Annotated in this window: 18 protein-coding genes; 16 read left to right on the top strand and 2 right to left on the bottom strand. The window is 63.5% G+C overall.

Annotation, left to right across the window (positions count from 1 at the left end):
* The first annotated feature begins 3 nt into the window (after positions 1 to 3).
* From FNZ07_RS09750 to FNZ07_RS09785, 8 genes are all read left to right on the top strand, one after another.
* Positions 4 to 1,137 carry an HlyD family secretion protein gene (locus FNZ07_RS09750; protein WP_091017801.1) on the top strand — a complete coding sequence of 378 codons (1,134 nt, stop codon included), beginning with the start codon at positions 4 to 6 and terminating at the stop codon, positions 1,135 to 1,137.
* A complete protein-coding gene (locus tag FNZ07_RS09755) occupies positions 1,134 to 2,726 on the top strand; it encodes a DHA2 family efflux MFS transporter permease subunit (protein ID WP_091017803.1) in 1,593 nt (530 codons plus the stop codon). Before FNZ07_RS09750 ends, FNZ07_RS09755 begins: the two co-directional genes overlap by 4 nt.
* Positions 2,723 to 4,222: an efflux transporter outer membrane subunit gene (locus tag FNZ07_RS09760; protein ID WP_091017805.1), complete on the top strand. Its 1,500-nt coding sequence runs from the start codon at positions 2,723 to 2,725 to the stop codon at positions 4,220 to 4,222. Before FNZ07_RS09755 ends, FNZ07_RS09760 begins: the two co-directional genes overlap by 4 nt.
* A gap of 39 nt (positions 4,223 to 4,261) precedes the next feature.
* Complete coding sequence (locus tag FNZ07_RS09765) at positions 4,262 to 4,981, top strand: CerR family C-terminal domain-containing protein (protein WP_091017808.1); 720 nt, start codon at positions 4,262 to 4,264, stop codon at positions 4,979 to 4,981.
* Positions 4,982 to 5,209: 228 nt separating this feature from the next.
* Positions 5,210 to 5,962: an SDR family NAD(P)-dependent oxidoreductase gene (locus FNZ07_RS09770; protein WP_091017810.1), complete on the top strand. Its 753-nt coding sequence runs from the start codon at positions 5,210 to 5,212 to the stop codon at positions 5,960 to 5,962.
* 64 nt (positions 5,963 to 6,026) lie between these two features.
* Positions 6,027 to 7,355 carry an MFS transporter gene (locus FNZ07_RS09775; RefSeq protein WP_091017813.1) on the top strand — a complete coding sequence of 443 codons (1,329 nt, stop codon included), beginning with the start codon at positions 6,027 to 6,029 and terminating at the stop codon, positions 7,353 to 7,355.
* Positions 7,356 to 7,472: 117 nt separating this feature from the next.
* Entirely contained in the window at positions 7,473 to 8,651 is a 1,179-nt protein-coding gene (gene rhmD / locus FNZ07_RS09780) for an L-rhamnonate dehydratase (RefSeq protein WP_091018202.1), read from the top strand.
* A 39-nt stretch (positions 8,652 to 8,690) separates the two neighbouring features.
* Positions 8,691 to 9,473: an SDR family NAD(P)-dependent oxidoreductase gene (locus FNZ07_RS09785; protein ID WP_091017815.1), complete on the top strand. Its 783-nt coding sequence runs from the start codon at positions 8,691 to 8,693 to the stop codon at positions 9,471 to 9,473.
* 17 nt (positions 9,474 to 9,490) lie between these two features.
* Here FNZ07_RS09785 and FNZ07_RS09790 read toward each other — a convergent pair whose 3' ends face one another.
* Positions 9,491 to 10,471 carry a LysR family transcriptional regulator gene (locus tag FNZ07_RS09790; RefSeq protein ID WP_091017817.1) on the bottom strand — a complete coding sequence of 327 codons (981 nt, stop codon included), beginning with the start codon at positions 10,469 to 10,471 and terminating at the stop codon, positions 9,491 to 9,493.
* Between the two features lie 131 nt (positions 10,472 to 10,602).
* On the opposite strand from FNZ07_RS09790, the gene FNZ07_RS09795 reads away from it, so the two are divergent.
* The 8 genes from FNZ07_RS09795 (at position 10,603) to gnd (ending at position 20,069) form a co-directional block, all read left to right on the top strand.
* Positions 10,603 to 10,938 (top strand): L-rhamnose mutarotase, encoded by a 336-nt coding sequence (locus FNZ07_RS09795; protein ID WP_091017820.1) that lies wholly within the window; start codon positions 10,603 to 10,605, stop codon positions 10,936 to 10,938.
* A 24-nt stretch (positions 10,939 to 10,962) separates the two neighbouring features.
* Positions 10,963 to 11,856 carry an amidohydrolase family protein gene (locus FNZ07_RS09800; protein ID WP_091017822.1) on the top strand — a complete coding sequence of 298 codons (894 nt, stop codon included), beginning with the start codon at positions 10,963 to 10,965 and terminating at the stop codon, positions 11,854 to 11,856.
* 67 nt (positions 11,857 to 11,923) lie between these two features.
* Entirely contained in the window at positions 11,924 to 13,453 is a 1,530-nt protein-coding gene (locus FNZ07_RS09805) for a sugar ABC transporter ATP-binding protein (RefSeq protein WP_091017824.1), read from the top strand.
* Positions 13,450 to 14,505, top strand: coding sequence for an ABC transporter permease (locus FNZ07_RS09810; RefSeq protein WP_091017827.1), 1,056 nt, complete (start codon positions 13,450 to 13,452; stop codon positions 14,503 to 14,505). The genes FNZ07_RS09805 and FNZ07_RS09810 overlap by 4 nt, the downstream gene beginning before the upstream one ends.
* On the top strand, positions 14,498 to 15,505 hold the full coding sequence (locus tag FNZ07_RS09815) for an ABC transporter permease (protein ID WP_091017829.1): 1,008 nt from the start codon (positions 14,498 to 14,500) through the stop codon (positions 15,503 to 15,505). The genes FNZ07_RS09810 and FNZ07_RS09815 overlap by 8 nt, the downstream gene beginning before the upstream one ends.
* 99 nt (positions 15,506 to 15,604) lie before the next feature.
* Entirely contained in the window at positions 15,605 to 16,633 is a 1,029-nt protein-coding gene (gene rhaS / locus FNZ07_RS09820) for a rhamnose ABC transporter substrate-binding protein (protein WP_091017832.1), read from the top strand.
* 360 nt (positions 16,634 to 16,993) lie between these two features.
* Positions 16,994 to 19,072: a transketolase gene (tkt, locus tag FNZ07_RS09825; RefSeq protein WP_091017833.1), complete on the top strand. Its 2,079-nt coding sequence runs from the start codon at positions 16,994 to 16,996 to the stop codon at positions 19,070 to 19,072.
* Positions 19,073 to 19,088: 16 nt separating this feature from the next.
* Positions 19,089 to 20,069, top strand: a complete 981-nt coding sequence (gene gnd, locus FNZ07_RS09830) for a phosphogluconate dehydrogenase (NAD(+)-dependent, decarboxylating) (RefSeq protein ID WP_091017835.1) — start codon at positions 19,089 to 19,091, stop codon at positions 20,067 to 20,069.
* A 24-nt stretch (positions 20,070 to 20,093) separates the two neighbouring features.
* On the opposite strand, the gene FNZ07_RS09835 is transcribed toward gnd, so the two are convergent.
* Positions 20,094 to 20,987 carry a LysR family transcriptional regulator gene (locus tag FNZ07_RS09835; protein WP_091018204.1) on the bottom strand — a complete coding sequence of 298 codons (894 nt, stop codon included), beginning with the start codon at positions 20,985 to 20,987 and terminating at the stop codon, positions 20,094 to 20,096.
* Positions 20,988 to 21,110: the final 123 nt, after the last annotated feature.

A 21,110-nucleotide genomic window follows, 5' to 3' on the forward strand; every position in this document is an offset into this window, starting at 1 on the left:
CAGATGGCTACAGATCACACCGAAATAGGCGGGCAGACCGCCGGCGCAGCCGCGCCGAACGAGCAGCCCGGCGCACCGGGCAACGGCACATCGCCGGCGCGCAAACCGGGCGGAAAAGGAGTGCTGATCGCGATCGTCATCGCGTGCATTCTGCTCGTTGTAGGCGGCTGGTATTACTTCAGCACCCGCAATACCGAAACAACGGATGACGCCCAGGTCGACGGCAACGCCGTGACCGTTGCGCCCAAAGTGGCAGGCTACGTCGTCACACTGGCGATTCGCGACAATCAGCGCGTCAAGGCCGGCGATCTGCTGATCAAGATCGACCCGCGCGACTACATCGCCGCGCGCGACCAGGCCGAAGCCTCGCTCGAAGTCGCCCGCGCGCAGCTCGAAAATGCCCAGGTCAACCTGACGGTGACGCGCGTCAGCGCACCGGCCAAACTGGTTCAGGCCAAGGCGCAGGTTGCCCAGGCCTCGGCGAACCAGGTGCTCGCAGCCGCGGACGACCGCCGGCAAACCACGCTCGACGCCCGCGCCACGACCCAGGCGGCACGCGACCAGGCCAGCGCGCAGTTGCGCTCCGCCGCGGCGACGCTGACCAACAATCAGGCGCAGGTCGATATCGCGAAGCTCATTCCCGAGACGGTCGCGCAAGCACAGGCCCAGGTCGATCAGGCCAATGCCCAGGTGCGGCAGGCACAGGCACAACTGGAAGCGGCCCAACTGAATCTCTCGTACACGGAAATTCGCGCGCCGCAGGACGGCTGGGTAACGCTGCGTAACGTCCAGCTCGGTAGTTATGTGCAAGCAGGGCAATCGCTGTTCTCGCTCGTCGCTCCCGATGTCTGGATCACCGCGAACTTCAAGGAGAACCAGCTCGGCCGGATGCGTGTCGGCCAGAAGGTCTCGATCCGTGTCGATGCGTATGGGCAACTGCGGCTGAAAGGGCATATCGACAGCATCCAGCAGGGCACCGGTTCGCGCTTTAGCGCGTTCCCGGCCGAGAACGCCACCGGCAACTTCGTGAAGATCGTTCAGCGCATTCCGGTGAAGATCGTCATCGATAGCGGTCTCGATGCGAACTTGCCGCTGCCGCTCGGCGCCTCGGTCGATCCCGAAGTGGATCTGCAATGAGCAGCGCCGGGGCCGTAGCCGTGCCGCAGTCGCGCGATGGAGCCAACCCCTGGCTAATCGCCATAGTCGTAACACTCGCTGCCTTCATGGAAGTGCTCGATACGACCATCGTCAACGTGGCGCTGCCGCATATCGCGGGCACCATGTCGGCGAGTACCGACGAGAGCACATGGACGCTCACGTCGTATCTCGTGTCGAACGGCATCGTGCTGACCATTTCGGGCTACCTGACGCGGTTGCTCGGTCGCAAGCGTTACTTCCTGATCTGCATCGCGATGTTCACGGTCTGCTCGTTTCTGTGCGGCATCTCGACGAGCCTGCCGCAGATCATCATCTTCCGGCTGTTGCAGGGTTTTTTCGGCGGCGGTTTGCAGCCGAACCAGCAGTCGATCATTCTCGATACGTTCCCGCCGGCCAAACGAGCCCAGGCCTTCGGCGTGACCGCACTCGCGACAGTCGTAGCCCCGGTCATCGGACCGGCGCTGGGCGGCTGGATCACCGATAACTACAGCTGGCGCTGGATTTTCCTGATCAACATTCCGGTCGGCATCATCACTTTCTTCTGCGTGATGGCGCTCGTGCGCGATCCGCCGTCGATGCGCGACGAACGCCGCAAAGCCGACCTCGATTATGTAGGCCTCGGTCTGATCATCCTGGGTCTCGGCGCGCTGCAGATTTTCCTCGACCGCGGCGAAACCGACGACTGGTTCAGCTCGCCGCTGATCTGCGTGATGGCCGCGTTTGCCGTCACCGGTATCGTCGGTGCGGTCTTCTGGTTGCTGTACACGAAAAAGCCGATCGTCGATCTGCGCGTGCTGGCCGATCGCAACTTCGCGGTCGGGAGTTTGATGATCTTTGCGATGGCGGTGATTCTCTATTCGAGTGCCGTGCTGTTGCCGCAACTCTCGCAGCAACTGCTCGGCTATACCGCGACGCTGGCCGGCCTGATTCTGGTGCCTGGTGCAGTCGCGCTGATCGGCTTGATCATTCTCGTCAGCAAGATTCTGCCGCTGGTGCAGACGCGCTACGTGATTGCATTCGGGTTTGCGTTGCTGGGTGGGGCGTTCTTCTATTCGCACCAGCTCACGCCAGATCTCGACTTCCGGACACTCGTCCTCATGCGCGTGTTCCAGACGAGTGGGCTGGCGTTCCTGTTCGTGCCGATCTCGACGATCACGTATCTCACGCTGCCGCGTCGATTAAACGGCGATGCGGCGGCGCTCTTCACGATGTTCCGCAACATCGCGGGTTCGATCGGCATTTCGCTGTCGACGGCGCTGATCACGACACGCAGTCAGGTGCGGATGGCGTATCTGGGCGAACACCAGACACCGTATTCGCAGCCCTATCTCGACACGGTCGCGAGTACGGCGCGCACGTTGCAGGCGTCGGGTGTGCCGCGCGATCTTGCCCAGCAGGGCGCCGTCGGCCACCTCTACCAGCAGTTGATCGCCCAGTCGCAGTTGCTGTCGTACACGGATGTATTTGCGATCTGCGCCTTCCTCGCGTTCCTCGCGATTCCCTTCACCTTCCTGTTCTCGAAATCGAAAGCGGGCGGCAGTCCCGCTGGCGAAGGAGGCCACCTATGACCACCGCGAAATTTCTACTGCCCCTTGCCGCGAGTGCGGTTTTGCTTGGCGCCTGCACAGTGGGCCCGGACTTCAAGGCGCCCGAGGCAAGCACACCGGCCACGTGGCACGATGCGCTCGCTACGCAATCGGCGCTGTCGGGCGAGACACGTGTCACCGCGGAAGCGGACCCCGACCCGCAGTGGTGGCGCAGCTTCAACGACGCGACGCTGACGTCGCTGATCGACCGGGCGACGCGCGGCAATCTCGATGTGCAGATCGCCGTGGTGCGGATTGCCGAAGCGCGCGCCAGCGAACGGTCGATTGCAGCCGCGGGCCTCCCGTCGATCAATGCGAGCGCGTCGTACACCCACGAAGACGTCGGCCAGGGGCTCGCCAGCAGCAGCTCCAGCGCACCGCCCGGCGGCAACCCGGGTCTCGCCGCACTGGTCGACTCGCTGACCAAACCGGTCAACATCTATCAGGGCTCGCTCGACGCTTCCTGGGAACTCGATCTGTTCGGCAGGGTGCGGCGTTCGGTCGAAGCGGCCAATGCATCCACGGTGGCGGCAATCGGCAATCGCGACGACGCACTCGTCACGTTGCAGGCCGAAGTGGCACAAACCTACGCGCAACTGCGTGCTGCCCAGGCGAGCCGCGACACCGCTCTGGCCGATCTCGTCGCCGAACAGCAAATCCTCGATCTGACTCGCGAGCGTGCTTCGAATGGCCTCGTCACTGATCTCGATGTGGAAAGCGCGACCTCGGCGGTCGGGACGCTCGAAGCGTCGCTCGCGCAATACGATCAGCAGATCGCCGCGAGCCTGAACGGGCTTGCCGTGCTGCTCGGCGAGGCACCCGGTGCGCTCGATGCCGAACTGGCAACCGCCACGCCGATCCCGCCGCCGCCTCCGCAGGTACCGGTCGGCTTGCCGGCGAGCCTCGCGCGCCGCCGTCCCGACATCCGGGTCGCGGAGGCGCAGTTGCATCGCCAGACTGCTGAGGTCGGCGTCGCGGTGGCGCAGTTCTATCCGGACATTTCGCTAACGGGCCAGGTGGGGCAGGAAAGCACGAAGCCCGGTGATATCACGAAGTGGGCGAATAACTTCTACTCGTTCGGTCCGTCCGTCTCGCTGCCGATCTTCCAGGGCGGCCAGCTTCGCGCCAACCTCAAACTGGCGAAAGCGGACCAGGCGGAAGCGGCACTGAGCTACCGGAAAACCGTCCTTGGAGCGTTGCAAGACGTCGACAACGCGTTGTCGGCGTATCGCGCGGAATTGCGCCGCCATCAGGCGCTCGAGAAAACCGTCTCCGCCGAAACCAAAGCGCTCGCACTCGCGACGAACCAGTACAAGAACGGTGTGTCGACGTTCATCGATGTGCTGACCGCCGAGAACACCCTCGAGCAGCAACGTCAGCAATTCATCCAGAGCACGCTGACGCTGACCACGGATGTCGTCACGCTTTACAAGGCGCTCGGCGGTGGATGGCAGCAGCAGGAAGAGGTGAAGTCCTGACACGCTTCACGTAGATGGCGATATAGATCGAGGCCCGCTGTGACGATACCTCTTCGAACCAAAGGATCCGTGCGTGGAGAAGCGACGCGGTTACGGATCGTCGAGGCGGCCATCGATCTGTTCGGCGAACACGGTTACGAGCACACGTCGACTCGCGAGATCGCGGCGCGGGCGGGTGTCAACACGCCGGCGTTGCAGTATTACTTCGAGAACAAGGAAGGGGTCTATCGCGCGTGTGCGGAGCATATCGCTGCCTGCGCATGGGCGCGGCTCGCGCCGGTGGTGGATCAGGCGATGCGCCTGCTTGAGGGCAATGCGCGCGTCAATGCGCTGATCGATGTGTTCATCCGTCTCCACGAAACGCTCGGCGATTGCCTCTTCATGGTCCCGAACGAGAGCCGCCGACTGTTCTTTGCCGGCGAGCCGCTTGGCCATGATCCGGCGATCGGGCCGGAAATCGTGCGCAAGCGCATCCATGATCCGCTGCATACGGTGGCAGCGAAATTGATCGCGCGGATTACCGGCATCGCAGCCGACGATCCTGTGACGACGATCCGCGCCGTCAGCCTGTACGGACAGCTCATGATGTTCCATCTCAAGCCGCGCGCGGCGTTGTCCTTGCTCGGATGGCCGGCGTTCGATGTGGAAAAACGTCAGTTGATTGTCGCGGTGCTACGCGGTCAGACGCAGGTGCTGCTGAAAGGGTGGTCTGCTGCGGCGCCTGTAATCGGTTCACGACGGACTCAAGCCCGCAAATAGCGCCCAGGGTCGCTGACATCCCGGCAGCCGCAAGAAGCGCACAGGCCCCCTGGCGCCCGTCCGGCGGCATTCGCCACGTTCTTGCGTATTCCCGGCGAACTACAACCAGACCTGATCGAGGTTCATCAATCCGCTTTTGCTATCGCTCCATCCGATACCCGGATTGTTGTCGTATCGACGGCCCCGTATATTGGCCGGCATACGAACCATTCCAATGCAGGAGACAAAATGAACCGGATCGATCTGGAGCGCCGCGTCGTCGTCATCACCGGCGGCGCGCGCGGCATAGGCTACGCGGTGGCGCAACGCGCATTGCGCTCGGGGGCGGCGGTTTCGCTGTGGGACATCGACGCCGACCGGCTAGCGAAAAGCGAACGGGAACTGGCGGAACTCGGCGACGTATCGGCGGTGGCGGTTGAACTGACCGACGAGCAGTCGGTTACCGATGCAACCAGCAAAACCGTCGCGCGGCATCACGCGATCGACGTGCTGATCAACTGCGCCGGCATCACCGGCGGCAACGGCAAGACCTGGGAACTCGCCCCGGACGTCTGGCGCCGCGTAATCGACGTCAACCTGATCGGCCCGTTCCTGACCTGCCGCGCGGTGGTCCCGCAGATGCTCAAGCAAGGCTACGGGCGCATCGTCAACATCGCCTCGGTGGCGGGCAAGGAAGGCAATCCGAATGCGTCGCACTACAGCGCGTCGAAGGCCGGCCTGATCGGCCTGACGAAGTCGCTCGGCAAGGAACTCGCCACCAGCAACATCCTCGTCAATGCCGTGACGCCGGCCGCCGCGAAGACCGAAATCTTCGATTCGATGGCGCAGGAACACATCGACTACATGCTGTCGAAAATCCCCATGAACCGTTTTCTTCTGCCCGACGAGGCCGCGTCGCTAATCCTGTGGCTGTCGTCGGAAGACTGCGCGTTCAGCACCGGCGCCGTGTTCGATCTGTCGGGCGGTCGCGCGACGTATTGAGCGCCTGGCACATGCGGCAAGGTATTTCGCATCGGCTTGTAGCCGGTCCGTTTCGGGAGATTCGATGAGCGCACAACCGGTTGCTTCGCACGCTCCGCTGGAAGCGGCTGTCAGCACTGTCATGCGGCGCTTGCTGCCGTTCCTGCTGCTGATGTACGTACTGGCGTTTCTCGACCGCGCGAACATCGGCTTCGCCCAGAAAGCGCTGCAGCACGACACCGGCCTGTCGGACGCGGCATTTGCGTTCGGCGCGGGGGTGTTCTTCGTCGGCTATGCGCTGTTCGAGGTGCCGAGCAACCTGCTATTGCATCGCGTGGGCGCGCGAATCTGGATGTGCCGGATCATGGTCACGTGGGGCATCGTCTCGGCGGCGATGGCGTTTGCGCAGAGCCCCGCGATGTTCTACTGGCTACGCTTTCTGCTCGGTGTTGCCGAGGCCGGGTTCTTCCCCGGGATCATTTATTACCTGACCCACTGGTTTCCGCAGTCCGCGCGTGGCCGGGCCGTCGGGGTGTTCTATTTCGGCGCGCCGCTGGCGTTTATCTTCGGTAGTCCGTTGTCGGGGTTGCTGCTCGATCTGCACGGCGCGCTCGGTCTGGCCGGCTGGCAATGGCTGTTCCTGATCGAGGGCGGGCTCGCTTCGGCGGTTGGCGTGTGGGCGTTCTGGTATCTCGACAACCGTCCCGATGAGGCGCGCTGGCTCGACGCCGCGCAACGCGACACGCTGCGCGCGGCACTTGCCGACGACGCCAGCCATGCAGCAGTGCATGGCCCGCAGAGCGTACTCGCTGCGCTGTTCGACCGGCGCGTGCTGATGTTGTCGGCAATCTATCTGCTGATCCAGATGAGCGTGTACGGCGTGATCTTCTATCTGCCGCAGCAGGTTGCCGCGTTGCTTGGCACGAAAGTCGGCCTGCGCGTCGGGCTGGTCGCCGCGTTGCCGTGGCTATGTGCGGTGGCGGTGACCTGGTGGGTGCCGCGGCGCGCGGACCGGGAGGGTAGTCATCGTGGCTGGGCAGTCGTGCTGCTGATCGTGGCCGGGTTGGGCATCGGTGCGTCGGGGCTGGCACACAGTCCGGTGCTCGGATTGCTTGCGCTGTGCTGCGCGGCCAGCGGATTTATCGCCGCGCAACCGCTGTTCTGGACCTTGCCCACGCGCTACCTGACCGGCGCGGCTGCCGCGGGCGGCATCGCATTGATCAACTCGCTCGGTGGACTCGGTGGTTTTATTGCGCCGACGTTGCGCACCGTCGCCGAGCGTGCGTGGCAATCGACTTCGGCGGGACTGGTCGTGCTTGGTGGCGCGAGTTTGCTGGCGGCGCTGCTGATCGGTGTATTTGCACACGATCGTCGTGCACGGGCGCAAGTCGCGCTGTCACACCGGCCGCAGTGAGCTCGTTGGCGGACGCGCAGCGAACGTAACGTATCGGACATATCGAACATCGTGCCGCCGCAGACGCGCAGTGGCGACAGCCTCAAGCAACATAACGAAGTTCAGGAGCTCATCGACATGGCCATGCCTACCATCCGGCACGTGCGTGCCTTCATCGTTCGCGGCGGCGGCGCCGACTATCACGATCAGCCCGGCGGTCACTGGATCGACGACCACATTGCTACGCCGATGGCGCGTTACCCCGAGTACCGGCAGAGCCGTCAGTCGTTCGGTATCAACGTGCTCGGTACGCTCGTCGTCGAGATCGAGGCAAGCGACGGCACGGTCGGCTTCGCGGTGACGACCGGTGGCGAGATCGGCGCGTTCATCGTCGAGAAACATCTGGCGCGGTTTCTTGAAGGCCAGCTTGTCACCGATATCGAAAAGATGTGGGATCAGATGTACTTCGCGACGCTCTACTATGGCCGCAAGGGCGTGGTGCTGAATACGATTTCGGGTGTCGACCTCGCACTATGGGATCTGCTCGCGAAGGTTCGCAAGGAGCCGGTGTACCAGTTGCTCGGCGGCCCGGTGCGCGACGAGCTGACGTTCTATGCAACCGGTGCGCGGCCGGATCTGGCGAAAGAGATGGGTTTTATCGGCGGCAAACTGCCTTTGCAGCATGGTCCCGCGGAAGGCGAAGAAGGCTTCAGGAAAAACATCGAGAAGCTCGCCGACATGCGCAGCCGTGTCGGTGACGATTTCTGGCTCATGTACGACTGCTGGATGAGTCTCGACGTGCGTTATGCGACACGTCTTGCGCAGGCCACCCACGAGTACGGTCTGAAGTGGATCGAAGAATGTCTGCCTCCCGACGACTACTGGGGCTACGCCGAACTGCGCCGCAACGTGCCGCGCGGCATGCTGGTGTCGACCGGCGAGCATGAAGCGACCCGCTGGGGCTTCCGGATGTTGCTCGAAATGGAGTGCTGCGATTTCATCCAGCCCGATGTCGGCTGGTGCGGCGGGATCACCGAGTTGATCCGTATTTCCGCGCTCGCCGATGCGCACAACGTGATGGTGATACCGCATGGCTCGTCGGTGTATAGCTATCACTTCGTAGTGACGCGGCATAACTCGCCGTTCGCCGAGTTCCTGATGATGGCGCCGAAGGCCGATGAAGTCGTGCCGATGTTTACGCCGTTGCTGCTCGACGAACCGGTGCCTGTTAATGGGCGGATGAAAGTGCCCGAGACGCCGGGCTTCGGCGTGCGGCTTAATCCGGACTGTGCGTTGGTGCGACCGTATCAACACTAATCGCGCAACGTCCCTCAACCAACGATCAGGAGAGTACCCGTGCTGCTCAAGGACAAGGCGGTCATCGTGACAGGCGGTTCGCGCGGCATCGGCCGGGCGATTGCCGTGGCCTGTGCGGCCGAAGGTGCGGACGTTGCGATCAACTACTGGGGCGACAACGACGCATCATATGGTCGTCGTTCCGCGATTACCGAGGTGATCGACGAGATCGAGCGGCTGGGCCGTCGCGCGATTGCGGTGGAAGGCAACGTTGCAGCGCCGCAGACCGGCGTCGATCTGGTGCGCCAGACCGTCGAGGCATTCGGCAAGGTAGATGTGCTCGCGAGCAATGCGGGCATCTGTCCGTTTCACGCGTTTCTCGACATGCCGCCGTCGGTACTCGAGCGCACAGTCGGCGTGAATCTGAACGGTGCGTTCTACGTGACCCAGGCGGCCGCGCGGCAGATGAAGGAGCAGGGCCACGGCGGTGCGATTGTCGCGACCAGTTCGATCAGCGCGCTGGTGGGCGGCGGGATGCAGACGCATTACACGCCGACCAAGGCGGGGGTTCATTCGTTGATGCAGTCGTGTGCAATCGCGCTGGGGCCGTACGGTATTCGTTGTAATTCGGTGATGCCAGGCACGATTGCCACCGACCTCAACGCCGAAGATCTCGCCGACGAAACCAAGAAAGCGTACTTCGAGAAGCGCATTCCGTTGGGCCGTTTAGGCGCACCTGAAGATGTCGCCGATTGTGTCGTGTTCCTCGCCTCGGACAAGGCACGCTATGTGACGGGTGCGGCGTTGCTGGTGGATGGCGGTTTGTTCGTCAACCTGCAGTGACTACTTCAGTGAACCGCTCAATGAGCCGGCGTATGCGCGAGCGGCGCACCGTGCTCCGTATCGAACGGCTGCGAAAAACGCCGCAACAGGCCGACGAAATGTTCGGCCGGTTCGGCGAGCGGTTCGCCCTTGCGCGTGAGGATGCCGAAGCCCGGCAGGCTCTTGCCGATTTCGATCGGCAGCGCGACGAGCAGTTTGCCGCGCACGTGGTCGCGTACCACCGATTCCGGCAGCATCGCGATCGCATCGAAGTTTTCGAGCAGTTGCAGCGTCGCGAAGATCGACGCGCATTCGGTGAGATTGACTGGCGTAGCGAGCCCGGCACGCGCGAGTTCTTCCTCGAACAGCACGCGCGCAGGACTCGTGATCGGCTGCGCGACCCACGGCCACTCCATCAGTTCGTGCAATGCGACGCTGCTGCGAGAAATGAGCGGATGCCGTACGCGCACTACGAGTACGAGCGGTTCGCGCGCGAGCGGCTCGAAGCTGAAATCGTTGTGCTGCAGCGGCGAGGTCAGCCGGCCGAGCGCGAGGTCGACCTCGCGGCGATGCAGCAACTGCACGACCTGGTCGCTGGTTTCGCCGAGTATCCGCACGTTGAGCAGCGGCCGTTCGGTTTTCAGCGAGGCGACGGCCATCGCGAGCAGATCGGGTGCCGCGCCCATGATCGCGCCGACCGTCAACTGGCCGTGGCCGCCGCGGCGCTTGACGTCGAGGTCTTCGGCAAAGCGCGTGAGTTCGGCGAGCGCGCGCCGTGCATACGCGAGCGTGACGACGCCGAGCGGCGTGGGCTGCATACCGCGCGCGTTGCGCTCGAACAGCAGGAAACCGAACGCTTCCTCGATGTCGCCGAGCATGCGGCTCGCGCTCGGTTGCGCGACGTTGATCGCGTCGGCGGCCTGATGGACGTTGCGGGTGTCGTCGAGCGCGACCAGCAGCGCAAGGTGCTTGAACTTGAGGCGATTGACGAGAGCGACCGTGGCGGCTTGTCGGTTCATGGGACCTGTGCGATTCGGTTTCTGGATCGCCCAATCCCAACTACGGATTGAGACGCTATCGACCGCGGAATTATAGTCGCTCCAGACGCTTCGTCGATAAAGCGCAGGAGCATGAACGGAGACAGGTTCGCATGGAGACGATCGCTTTCCGGATGGCGCTCAACCCCGGCATGCGCGAAGAGTACGCACGGCGGCATCGCGAGATCTGGCCCGAACTGGTCGATGCGCTGCACGAAGCGGGCGTGCACGATTACCGCATCTTCCTCGACGAATCCACGGGCGCGCTGTTTGCGGTCCTGACGCGCACCGATCACCACACGATGGACACGCTGCCCGATCTGCCGGTGATGCGCAAATGGTGGGACATGATGGCCGACATCATGCAGACGGCACCCGATCGCACGCCGTTCCAGCAACCGCTCGTGCCGGTATTCGAGCTTCCCGCGCGACAACCGCTAACCCGCTGAACCGACACCCAAGGAGCGCGCTTCATGCAAGTGGTCGATCCGCACATTCATCTGTGGGACCTGCGCACGCACCGCTACCCGTGGCTCGAGAAGCCCGGTGTGTCGTTCGTCGGAGATGCGCGAGAGTTGCAGCACGACTATCTGCTCGAACATCTGTTGACCGACGCGCAGGACGTCGAGGTGCTGAAGGTCGTGCACGTCGAGGCGAATCACGATCCCGCCGATCCGGTCGAAGAGACGCGCTGGCTGCAGCGGATCGCCGATACCGACGGTTCGCATGGCATGCCGAACGCCATCGTCGCGGGGATCGACCTCGCGGCGCCCGATGCGCCGGCCGTGCTCGAAGCGCACGCATCGTTCGCGAATACGCGCGGCGTGCGGCAGATTCTCAACGTACATCGCGAGAAGCTGTTCGATTATGTGGGCCGGCATTTCATGCGCGAGCCGGTGTGGCAGGAGCGTTTCGCGCTGCTGCGCCGGTATGGTTTGTCGTTCGATCTGCAGGTGTATCCGTCGCAAATGGACGAAGCAGCAGCGCTGGCCCGTGCGCATCCGGACACGCAGTTCGTTCTCAATCATGCGGGCATGTTCGTCGACCGCGACAGCGTGGCGGGCTATCGCGCGTGGCGCGACGGGCTGCATGTGCTGGCCGCGTGTCCGAACGTCGCGGTGAAGATCAGCGGACTCGCGATGTTCGATCACGACTGGACGGTAGAGAGTCTGCGTCCTTATGTACTCGCAACGCTAGATGCCTTTGGCGTAGAGCGGGCGATGTTTGCATCGAACTTTCCGGTCGATCGGTTGTTTGGCTCGTATTCCGCGCTGTGGCATGCGTATGCGGCGATCGTCGCGGGAGCGAGCGATACGGAGCGCTCGGCGCTGTTCAGACACAACGCCGAACGGACTTACCGCATCTGAAGCAGCGGCAAAAAACTCATAAGAGAAGTGCGACGTGTCCACGTCGCTCGAAGAAGGAGACAAGCCTGTGCAGGAACCGACCACCGCCGTTCCGCGATTGCAATTAACCCACGCGAGCAAGTCGTTCGGCCGCGTGCGTGCGCTCTCGGATGGCGAACTCGTGCTGCGCAGCGGCGAGGTGCATGCGCTGCTCGGCGAGAACGGCGCGGGTAAATCGACGCTCGTGAAGATCCTTGCCGGCGTGCATCGTGCCGACACGGGCGAACTGCGTATCGACGGCCAGTTGCGCGAATTCGCGAGTCCCGCGCAGGCACGCGATGCGGGCATCGCTGTGATCTATCAGGAACCGACGCTGTTCTTCGATCTGTCGATTGCCGAAAACATCTATATGGGCCGGCAACCGGTGGACCGGCTCGGCAGGATTCGTTATGACACGATGCATCGCGAGGTCGATGCGCTGCTCGTGTCGCTCGGCGTCGATCTGCATGCGGACCGGCTCGTGCGCGGCCTGTCGATTGCCGACCAGCAGGTGATCGAGATCGCCAAGGCGCTGTCGCTGAACGCGAACGTGCTGATCATGGACGAACCGACCGCGGCGCTGTCGTTACCCGAAGTGGAGCGCCTGTTCGCGATCGTGCGCAAACTGCGCGAGCGCGACGTCGCGATCCTGTTCATCACGCACCGGCTCGACGAAGTGTTCACGCTCACGCAACACGTGACGATCATGCGCGACGGTGCGAAGGTGTTCGACGCACCGACCGCCGATCTCGACACGGCCGCGATCGTGGCGAAGATGGTCGGGCGCGATCTCGAGACGTTCTATCCGAAAGCCGACGTCGTACCTGGCGATGTGCGTCTGGCGGTGCGCGGGCTGACGCGCATTGGTGTGTTCAAGGATGTGTCGTTCGACGTTCGCGCGGGCGAAATCGTTGCGCTCGCAGGTCTGGTTGGTGCGGGTCGCAGTGAGGTTGCGCGTGCGATCTTCGGTATCGATCCGCTCGATGCGGGCGAGATCCGTATCGCGGGCAAACGGCTCGCACCGGGACGTCCGGCCGCCGCAGTGCAAGCTGGTCTTGCGCTTGTACCCGAAGACCGCAGGCAGCAGGGTCTCGCGCTCGAACTGAGCATCGCACGCAACGCATCGATGACGGTGCTCGGCAGGCTCGTGCGATTCGGTCTGATTTCCGCACGAAGCGAAACGGAGCTGGCGAACCGCTGGGGCAAACGGCTGCAACTGAAAGCCGACGATCCCGCCGCGCCGGTCGGTACGCTATCGGGCGGTAACCAGCAGAAGGTCGTGCTCGGCAAGTGGCTGGCTACGCATCCGCAGGTGCTGATCATCGACGAACCGACGCGCGGTATCGACGTCGGCGCGAAGGCGGAGGTGTACGGCGCGCTCGCCGAACTGGTGCGCGAGGGTATGGCTGTGCTGATGATCTCAAGCGAGCTGCCTGAAGTGCTCGGTATGGCCGACCGCATCCTCGTGATGCACGAAGGGCGTATCAGCGCCGAGATCGCGCGCGCAGACGCGAGCGAAGAACGCATCATGAGCGCGGCGCTTGGCCAGTCCGGTGGTCATCTGGGGCACGCGGCATGATGCGCGAATCGACAACCCGTCCTGTCGATCTGCATGCCGACGGCCCTTCACGCGTCCGACCGCGTGGTGGCTTCATCGCCGCACTTGCACAGAGCCGCGAAACGACGCTCTTTGTCGTGCTGATCCTGCTGATAGCGGGCACAGCGCTCGCGCGCCCGCAGTTCCTGAACCTGCAGAATCTGCGCGACGTTCTGCTGAACGTGTCGATCATCAGTCTGCTGACCGCCGGCATGACGGTGGTGATCCTGATGCGTCATATCGATCTGTCGGTGGGTTCGACGGTCGGCGTGAGCGCCTATGCGGTTGGCAGCCTGTACGTCGCGTTTCCTCACATGCCGGTGGTCGTCGCGCTCGCAGCCGGGCTCTCGATCGGCTTGCTCGCGGGGGCGATCAACGCTGCGCTTGTAGCGATCGGTCGGGTGCCGTCGCTGGTTGCAACGCTGTCGACGCTCTACATTTTTCGTGGCGCAGATTACGCATGGGTGCATGGCGGACAGATCAACGCGACGAGCCTGCCCGAAGCGTTCTCGCGTCTTGCGACCGGCCGGCTGCTCGGCATCCCGACGCTCGCGCTGATCGCGGCCGTCGTGCTGATCGGCCTCTCGGTGTACCTGAAACAGTTTCGCGGCGGCCGCGAGCACTACGCGATCGGCTCGAACCCCGAAGCGGCGCGGCTGGCAGGCGTAGCCGTCGAGCGCCGCGTGATGACGGGCTTTCTGATCTCCGGCGCGATTGCGGGTTTCGCAGGCGCGTTGTGGCTCGCGCGCTTCGGCACCGTCGATGCAAGCACGGCGAAAGGCATCGAGTTGCAGGTCGTCGCGGCTGCCGTGGTCGGCAGCGTCGCGATCACTGGCGGCGTCGGCACGATACTCGGCGCCACGCTCGGCGCACTCGTGCTCGGTGTGATCAGCATTGCGCTGGTGGTGTTACACGTCTCGCCATTCTGGGAACAGGCGATCGAAGGGGCGTTGATCGTTGTCGCGATCGCTGCCGATACGTTGCTGGCCCGCTCGGTGGCAAAACGCATGATGAGAAAACGCGATCATGGCTAAACCCGATTCCGCATTGAGTACGCGCAAGCCGACGGTCCCGCTGCGTTGGGAAACGTTGCTGGTGGTGTTGTTCGTTTTATCGCTGGTGCTCGGGCGCGTGTTGTCGCCGGAGTTTCTGAGCGGCGCGAATCTCGGCAACGTGCTGGCCGACCTGACTGAAGTCGCGCTGATGGCGCTGCCGATGACGCTGATCATCGTTGCCGCCGACATCGACCTGTCGGTCGCGTCGGTGCTCGGTGCAGCGAGCGCGCTGATGGGCGTGCTCTGGCACATGGGTCTGCCGATGCCGCTTGTGATCGCACTGGTGCTCGTGGCCGGTGCGCTCGCGGGTCTTTTGAACGGTCTCGTGATTGTGAGGCTGAACCTGCCGTCGCTCGCGGTAACGATCGGCACGCTTGCGCTGTTTCGCGGGCTCGCTTATGTCCTGCTCGGCGATCAGGCGGTTGCTGACTTTCCGCCGGGCTATACCGCGTTCGGCATGAACGCATTGGGCTCAACCTTCATTCCGCTGCCGTTCGTGATCGTGATCGTCTGTGCGGTGCTGTTCACCGTGCTGCTGCAGGCCACCGCGTTCGGTCGCAGCCTGTTCGCGATCGGCGCGAACCCGACGGCCGCGGCGTTCTCCGGCATCGATGTCGCGAAGGCGCGGCTGCGTCTCTTCGTGCTGTCGGGCACGGTCAGTGCGCTCGCCGGCATCGTTTATACGCTGCGTTTTACGAGTGCGCGCGGAGATAACGGCGAGGGCTTCGAGCTGTCGGTGATCGCGGCGGTGCTGTTCGGCGGCGTGAGCATCTTCGGCGGACGAGGCTCGATGGTCGGCGTGCTGTTGTCGTTGCTGATCGTCGGTGTGTTGCGCAATGCGCTGACGCTCGTGGATGTATCGAGCGAAGTGCTGACGATCGTGACCGGCGCGTTGCTGCTCGCGTCGGTACTGATTCCGAACCTGGCCGCGCGCTGGCGGGCGCGGCGCGACCGGCGTTTTATCGCGGGGTCGACCTGACGGGCAACACGGTACGACACAAGGCACGAGATGTAGCACGGTAGGTAACGACATCACGACTTCGGACACACGTCCGATTATCAGGAAGAGGAGACACTCATGTTGAGACCATTACGAAACATACGCACGGTGGCCGGCAGCACGGCGCTCTGTGCGCTGCTGCTCGGCCTAAGCACGATAAGCACGACAGCCGACGCGGCCGGCATCAAGGACGGGCTGAAAATCGCGTTCCTGCCCAAGCAGATCAACAACCCCTACGAGGTGATCGCCGACGACGGCGGCCTCGCTGCGATCAAGGAGTTCAAGGGCGAAGGCAAGGTGGTGGGGCCATCGGATGCAGGCGCGTCGTCGCAGGTGCAGTACATCAACACGCTGATCACGCAGCGGCAGAACGCAATCGTCATCGCCGCGAACGATGAAAACGCGGTCGTGCCGTATCTGAAGAAAGCGATGTCGCAAGGCATCAAGATCGTCACATTCGATTCCGATACCGCAGCGGATGGTCGGCAGATCTTCGTCAACCAGGCGAACGCGGAAGGCATCGGCCGCGGCCAGATCCAGCTCGTGTCGAAGCTGATGGGCGGCGAGGGCGAGTTCGCAATCTTGTCGGCGACGCCGAACGCGACGAACCAGAACACGTGGATCAAGTGGATGCAGGAGGAACTGAAGAAGCCCGAGTACGCGAAGATCAAGCTCGTGAAGATCGCGTACGGTAACGACGACGACCAGAAGTCGTTTGTCGAGACGCAAGGTTTGTTGCAGGCGTATCCGAACCTGAAGGCGATCGTCTCGCCGACGACGGTCGGGATTGCCGCGGCGGCCCGCTATATCTCGACGTCGTCGAGCAAGGGCAAGGTGGCCGTGACCGGGCTCGGTACGCCGAACCAGATGCGCGCATTCGTCAAGAACGGCACCGTGCAGGCGTTCCAGTTGTGGGACCCGGGTCAACTCGGTTATCTGGCGGCGTATGCCGCGGCGGGTCTCGCGTCGGGCACGATCACGGGTAAGGAAGGCGAATCGTTCGATGCGGGCAAGCTCGGCAAGCGGACCATCGGCCCGAAGGGCGAGGTGATCCTCGGACCGCCCACGACCTTCGATGCGAGCAATATCGACAACTTCAATTTCTAGCCACAGGCAGGGCTGCCGGGTATACAAGTCAAGCGCCCCTCAGGGCGCTTTTTTTTGACCGCGCTGCGGCTCAGCGCATTGCAAGCCGCCAGAAAGCTGACACAGGATCGACATCGCGCGCTTTCACACTGAAACGCGCACCGGCAAGTTTTTCCATCCGCGCACCGGTTTTGCGAAGTCTTCCAGGTAATAGCAACTTGAGGAGCCGCACGCCCACCCGCTTGCCGCCGCACTGAGCGGGCCGGCGTGCAGTTTACGCACCCGTTCTGGAACGAGGCATTACACTTGCTCGGTTACTCCGCTTGTCCTGACGCGATTACCTCGCGCCGCCCGGTTACAAGACGTCCAAGGAGTCGCAGCATGCCGAACCCACCCACCGATCTCGATCGTCTTTCCATCGACACCATCCGCACCCTCGCGATGGATGCAGTACAGAAGGCCAACTCCGGCCATCCCGGCACCCCGATGGCACTCGCGCCCGTCGGTTATCACCTGTGGCAGGAACACCTGCGCTACGACCCGGCTGAGCCGCTGTGGCCGAATCGCGACCGCTTCGTGCTGTCGGCCGGGCACGCTTCGATGCTGCTCTATGCGCTGCTGCACCTGACCGGCGTGCAGGCCGTCGACGAAGCCGGCCGCCCGAACGGCTCGCCCGCGGTATCGCTCGACGACCTCAAGCAGTTCCGCCAGCTAGATAGCGTGACGCCCGGCCACCCCGAATACCGCATGACGACCGGTGTCGAAACGACGACCGGTCCGCTCGGCCAGGGGCTCGGCAATAGCGTCGGCATGGCGATGGCCGCGCGCTGGTACGAGTCGCACTTCAATCAGCCCGATGCGACGCTGTTCGACTACCGCGTCTACACGATATGCGGCGACGGCGACATGATGGAAGGCATCTCGCACGAAGCGGCATCGCTTGCCGGACACCTGAAGCTGTCGAACCTGATCTGGATCTACGACAGCAACCGCGTCACGATCGAAGGCCATACCGATCTCGCGTACAGCGACGACGTCGAAACGCGTTTTCGCGGTTATCACTGGAACACGCTGCACGTCGCCGATGCCAACGACGCAGCCGAGTTCGGCGCCGCGCTCAAGCAGGCGAAAGCGAATACGGACAAACCGACGCTGATCGTAGTGCACAGCATCATCGGCTGGGGCGCGCCGCACAAGCAGGACACGTCGGCGGCGCACGGCGAACCGCTCGGCGTCGAAGAGATCAAGCTCGCCAAGCGCTTTTACGGCTGGCCTGAAGATTCGAGTTTTCTCGTGCCCGACGGCGTCTACGCGCACTACCAGGAAGGTATCGGCGCGCGCGGCAAGGCATTGCGCGAACAATGGCAGGCGTCCTTCGAAGCCTACGCTGCGAAATATCCCGCACTAGCCGAAGAATTCCGCGCGATCGAAGCGCACACTTTGCCCGAGGGCTGGGACGCCGATATCCCGACGTTCGAGGCGGACGAAAAGGGCATTGCCTCGCGCGACTCGTCGGGCAAGGTGCTCAACGCGATTGCCAAGCGCCTGCCATGGATGATCGGTGGCTCAGCCGATCTGTCGCCGTCGACGAAGACCGATATGAAGTTCGAAGGCGCCGGTAGTTTCGAAGCGGACAGCTACGGCGGACGCAACCTGCACTTCGGCATTCGCGAGCACGTGATGGGCTCGATCTGCAACGGCATCGCGCTGTCGAACCTGCGGCCTTACGGCTCGACATTCCTGATTTTCAGCGACTACATGAAGCCGCCGATCCGCCTGTCCGCGCTCATGGAAGTCAACGTGATCTACGTCTTCACGCACGACTCGATCGGCGTCGGCGAAGACGGTCCCACGCACCAGCCGATCGAACAGCTCGCGTCGTTACGCGCGGTGCCCGGTCTCACGACGCTGCGCCCAGGTGATGCGAACGAAGTTGCCGAAGCATGGCGCGTCGCGCTGTCGAATCCGCGCGTGCCGGCCTGCATCGTGGTGTCGCGTCAGGCGCTGCCCACGTTCGACCGCACGAAGTACGCACCTGCCAGCGGCGTACGACGCGGTGCTTATGTGCTCGCAGACGCGCCCGACGGCCGCAAGCCGGAGGTGATCCTGATGGGCACCGGCAGCGAAATGTCGCTGTGCGTCGGCGCGTATGAGAAGCTAAAGAGCGAAGGCATCGCGGCGCGTGTCGTGTCGATGCCGTCGTGGGACATCTTCGAGAAGCAGGATGACGCGTATAAAGAGTCGGTGCTGCCGGCCGCTGTCGACGCGCGGGTTGCAGTCGAACAGGCAGGCGTACTCGGTTGGGATCGCTACGTGGGCCGCACCGGCTCGCTGATCGCGATGCATACATTCGGCGCGTCGGCGCCGCTGAAGGCGCTGCAAACGAAGTTCGGCTTTACGCCGGAGCGCGTCTACGAAGCGGCGAAGCAGCAGCTCGCGCGGGTTCGGCAATCCAGTTAACGAGGGAGACGACATTATGCAGATCGGTATCGTGGGATTGGGACGGATGGGCGGGAACATCGGCCGTCGGTTGATGCGCAACGGGCATACGTGCGTGGTCTACGATCACAGCCCGGAAGCCACCGAGGCGCTCGTGAAGGAAGGCGCAACCGGTTCGAGCGACCTGGGCGGCCTCGTGAAGGGACTCGCTGCACCGCGCGTGATCTGGTTAATGCTCCCGGCCGGCAAGATCACCGAAGACACGCTGAACGACCTGTACCCGATCCTGAGCCCCGACGACGTCGTGATCGACGGCGGCAACAGTTTCTACAAGGACGACATCCGCCGTGCGGTGCGCTTCAAGGAGAAGGGCATTCACTACGTCGACGTCGGTACGTCGGGCGGTGTGTGGGGCCTCGAGCGTGGCTATTGCATGATGATCGGCGGTGAGGAAGAGGTGGTGCACCGGCTCGATCCGATTCTCTCGACGCTCGCGCCCGGCGCCGGTAACGTGCCGCTCACACCGGGCCGCGAAGGCCGCGATACGCGCGTGCAGAACGGCTATATGCACACCGGGCCGACCGGCTCCGGCCACTTCGTGAAGATGGTCCACAACGGTATCGAGTACGGGTTGATGCAGGCGTATGCCGAAGGCTTCGACATCCTGAAGCACAAGGCATCGACCGAGTTGCCCGAAAGCGAACGCTTCAGCCTCGATCTCGCGGACGTGGCCGAAGTGTGGCGGCGCGGCAGTGTCGTGTCGTCGTGGTTGCTCGACCTCACGGCTGGCGCGCTCGCGAAAGATGGCGCGCTCGGCAATTATTCGACCGAAGTGGCGGACAGCGGCGAAGGACGCTGGACGATCGAAGCCGCGATCGAAGAGGCGGTGCCGGCGCAGGTGTTGTCGGCGGCGTTGTATACGCGGTTTCGTTCGCGTGACGACGAGTCGTTTGCCGAGCGCATGCTCTCGGCGATGCGCTTCGGCTTCGGCGGGCATCACGAGTTTTCGCCGAAGTAACGACGTAAAACTTTGGGCGGCGCTTTATCGCCGGCGACTCTTGCCGGCGAGCGCCTGCGCGGCCTCCGCGATGCACTCGCCGAGCCGCGCGGCGGGTGCTTCAGCGGCACGGCGCCGCCGCTCCACCAGCACGATCTCGCGCTCGAAGGTCTCGCCACCGAGCGCGAGCGCCTTGACCGTGCGCGGCAACGCACCGAATGCGGCGGCCAGCGGCACGAGCGCGACACCGGCGCCGCGCGCCACCAGTTGCACGATCCCCAGCAATTCGTCGAGTTCGATCGATTCGGACACGTTCACGCGCAGGCGGCGTAGAAAGCGGTCCACCTGGCCGCCGCCGAACGAACGACGGTCATAGCGGATGAACGGCTCGGTCGCGAGCAATTCGCGCCACGGCTTGCGCGCCAGCCGCGCGGGCACGAGCAGCACGAACGGCTCCGTGACGAGCGTGCGGCATTCGAGATCCGGCGGCAGCGAGAACGGCGGCTTGATGATGACGGCAAGATCGAGTTCGCCGGCATCGACCTGGCCGAGCAGGTTCAGCGATACGCCTGGTACGATGCGCAACCGCCAGCTGGGCCAATCTTTACGAAAATTTGCCAGTGCGTCCGCCATGAAGGTCGGTTGGACGGATGCGATCGCGCCTACCGTGAGTGTGCCGCCTCGCTCCGTGGGTGCGGTCTGGCCGCCCAGTTGCGCGTACAACGACAACAAGTCGTCGGCGAGGGCGAGCGTTTCGCGGCCGGCGTCGTTGAGCGTCGCGGAACGGCCGGTGCGATCGAACAGCGCGAAGCCGAGATTCTTTTCGAGCCGCTGCATCTGCGCGCTGACCGCTGACTGGGTCAGCCCGATCCGCTCGCCGGCCGCGGCGAAAGTGCCGTGCTGCGCAACGGCGACGAAGGTTTTGAGTTCCCGGAGCATCGCGGATTCATCGATTTTGTTGGTGGTCAGATCGAAAATATATCGCTTTTCAGCAATTTTGTTCATACATAAACTGGCTGTCATTGACTCCGCCCGGAGTTACAAACCACTCCCCACCGCTAC

The sequence above is a fragment of the Paraburkholderia megapolitana genome, from assembly GCF_007556815.1.
Lineage (GTDB): Bacteria > Pseudomonadota > Gammaproteobacteria > Burkholderiales > Burkholderiaceae > Paraburkholderia > Paraburkholderia megapolitana.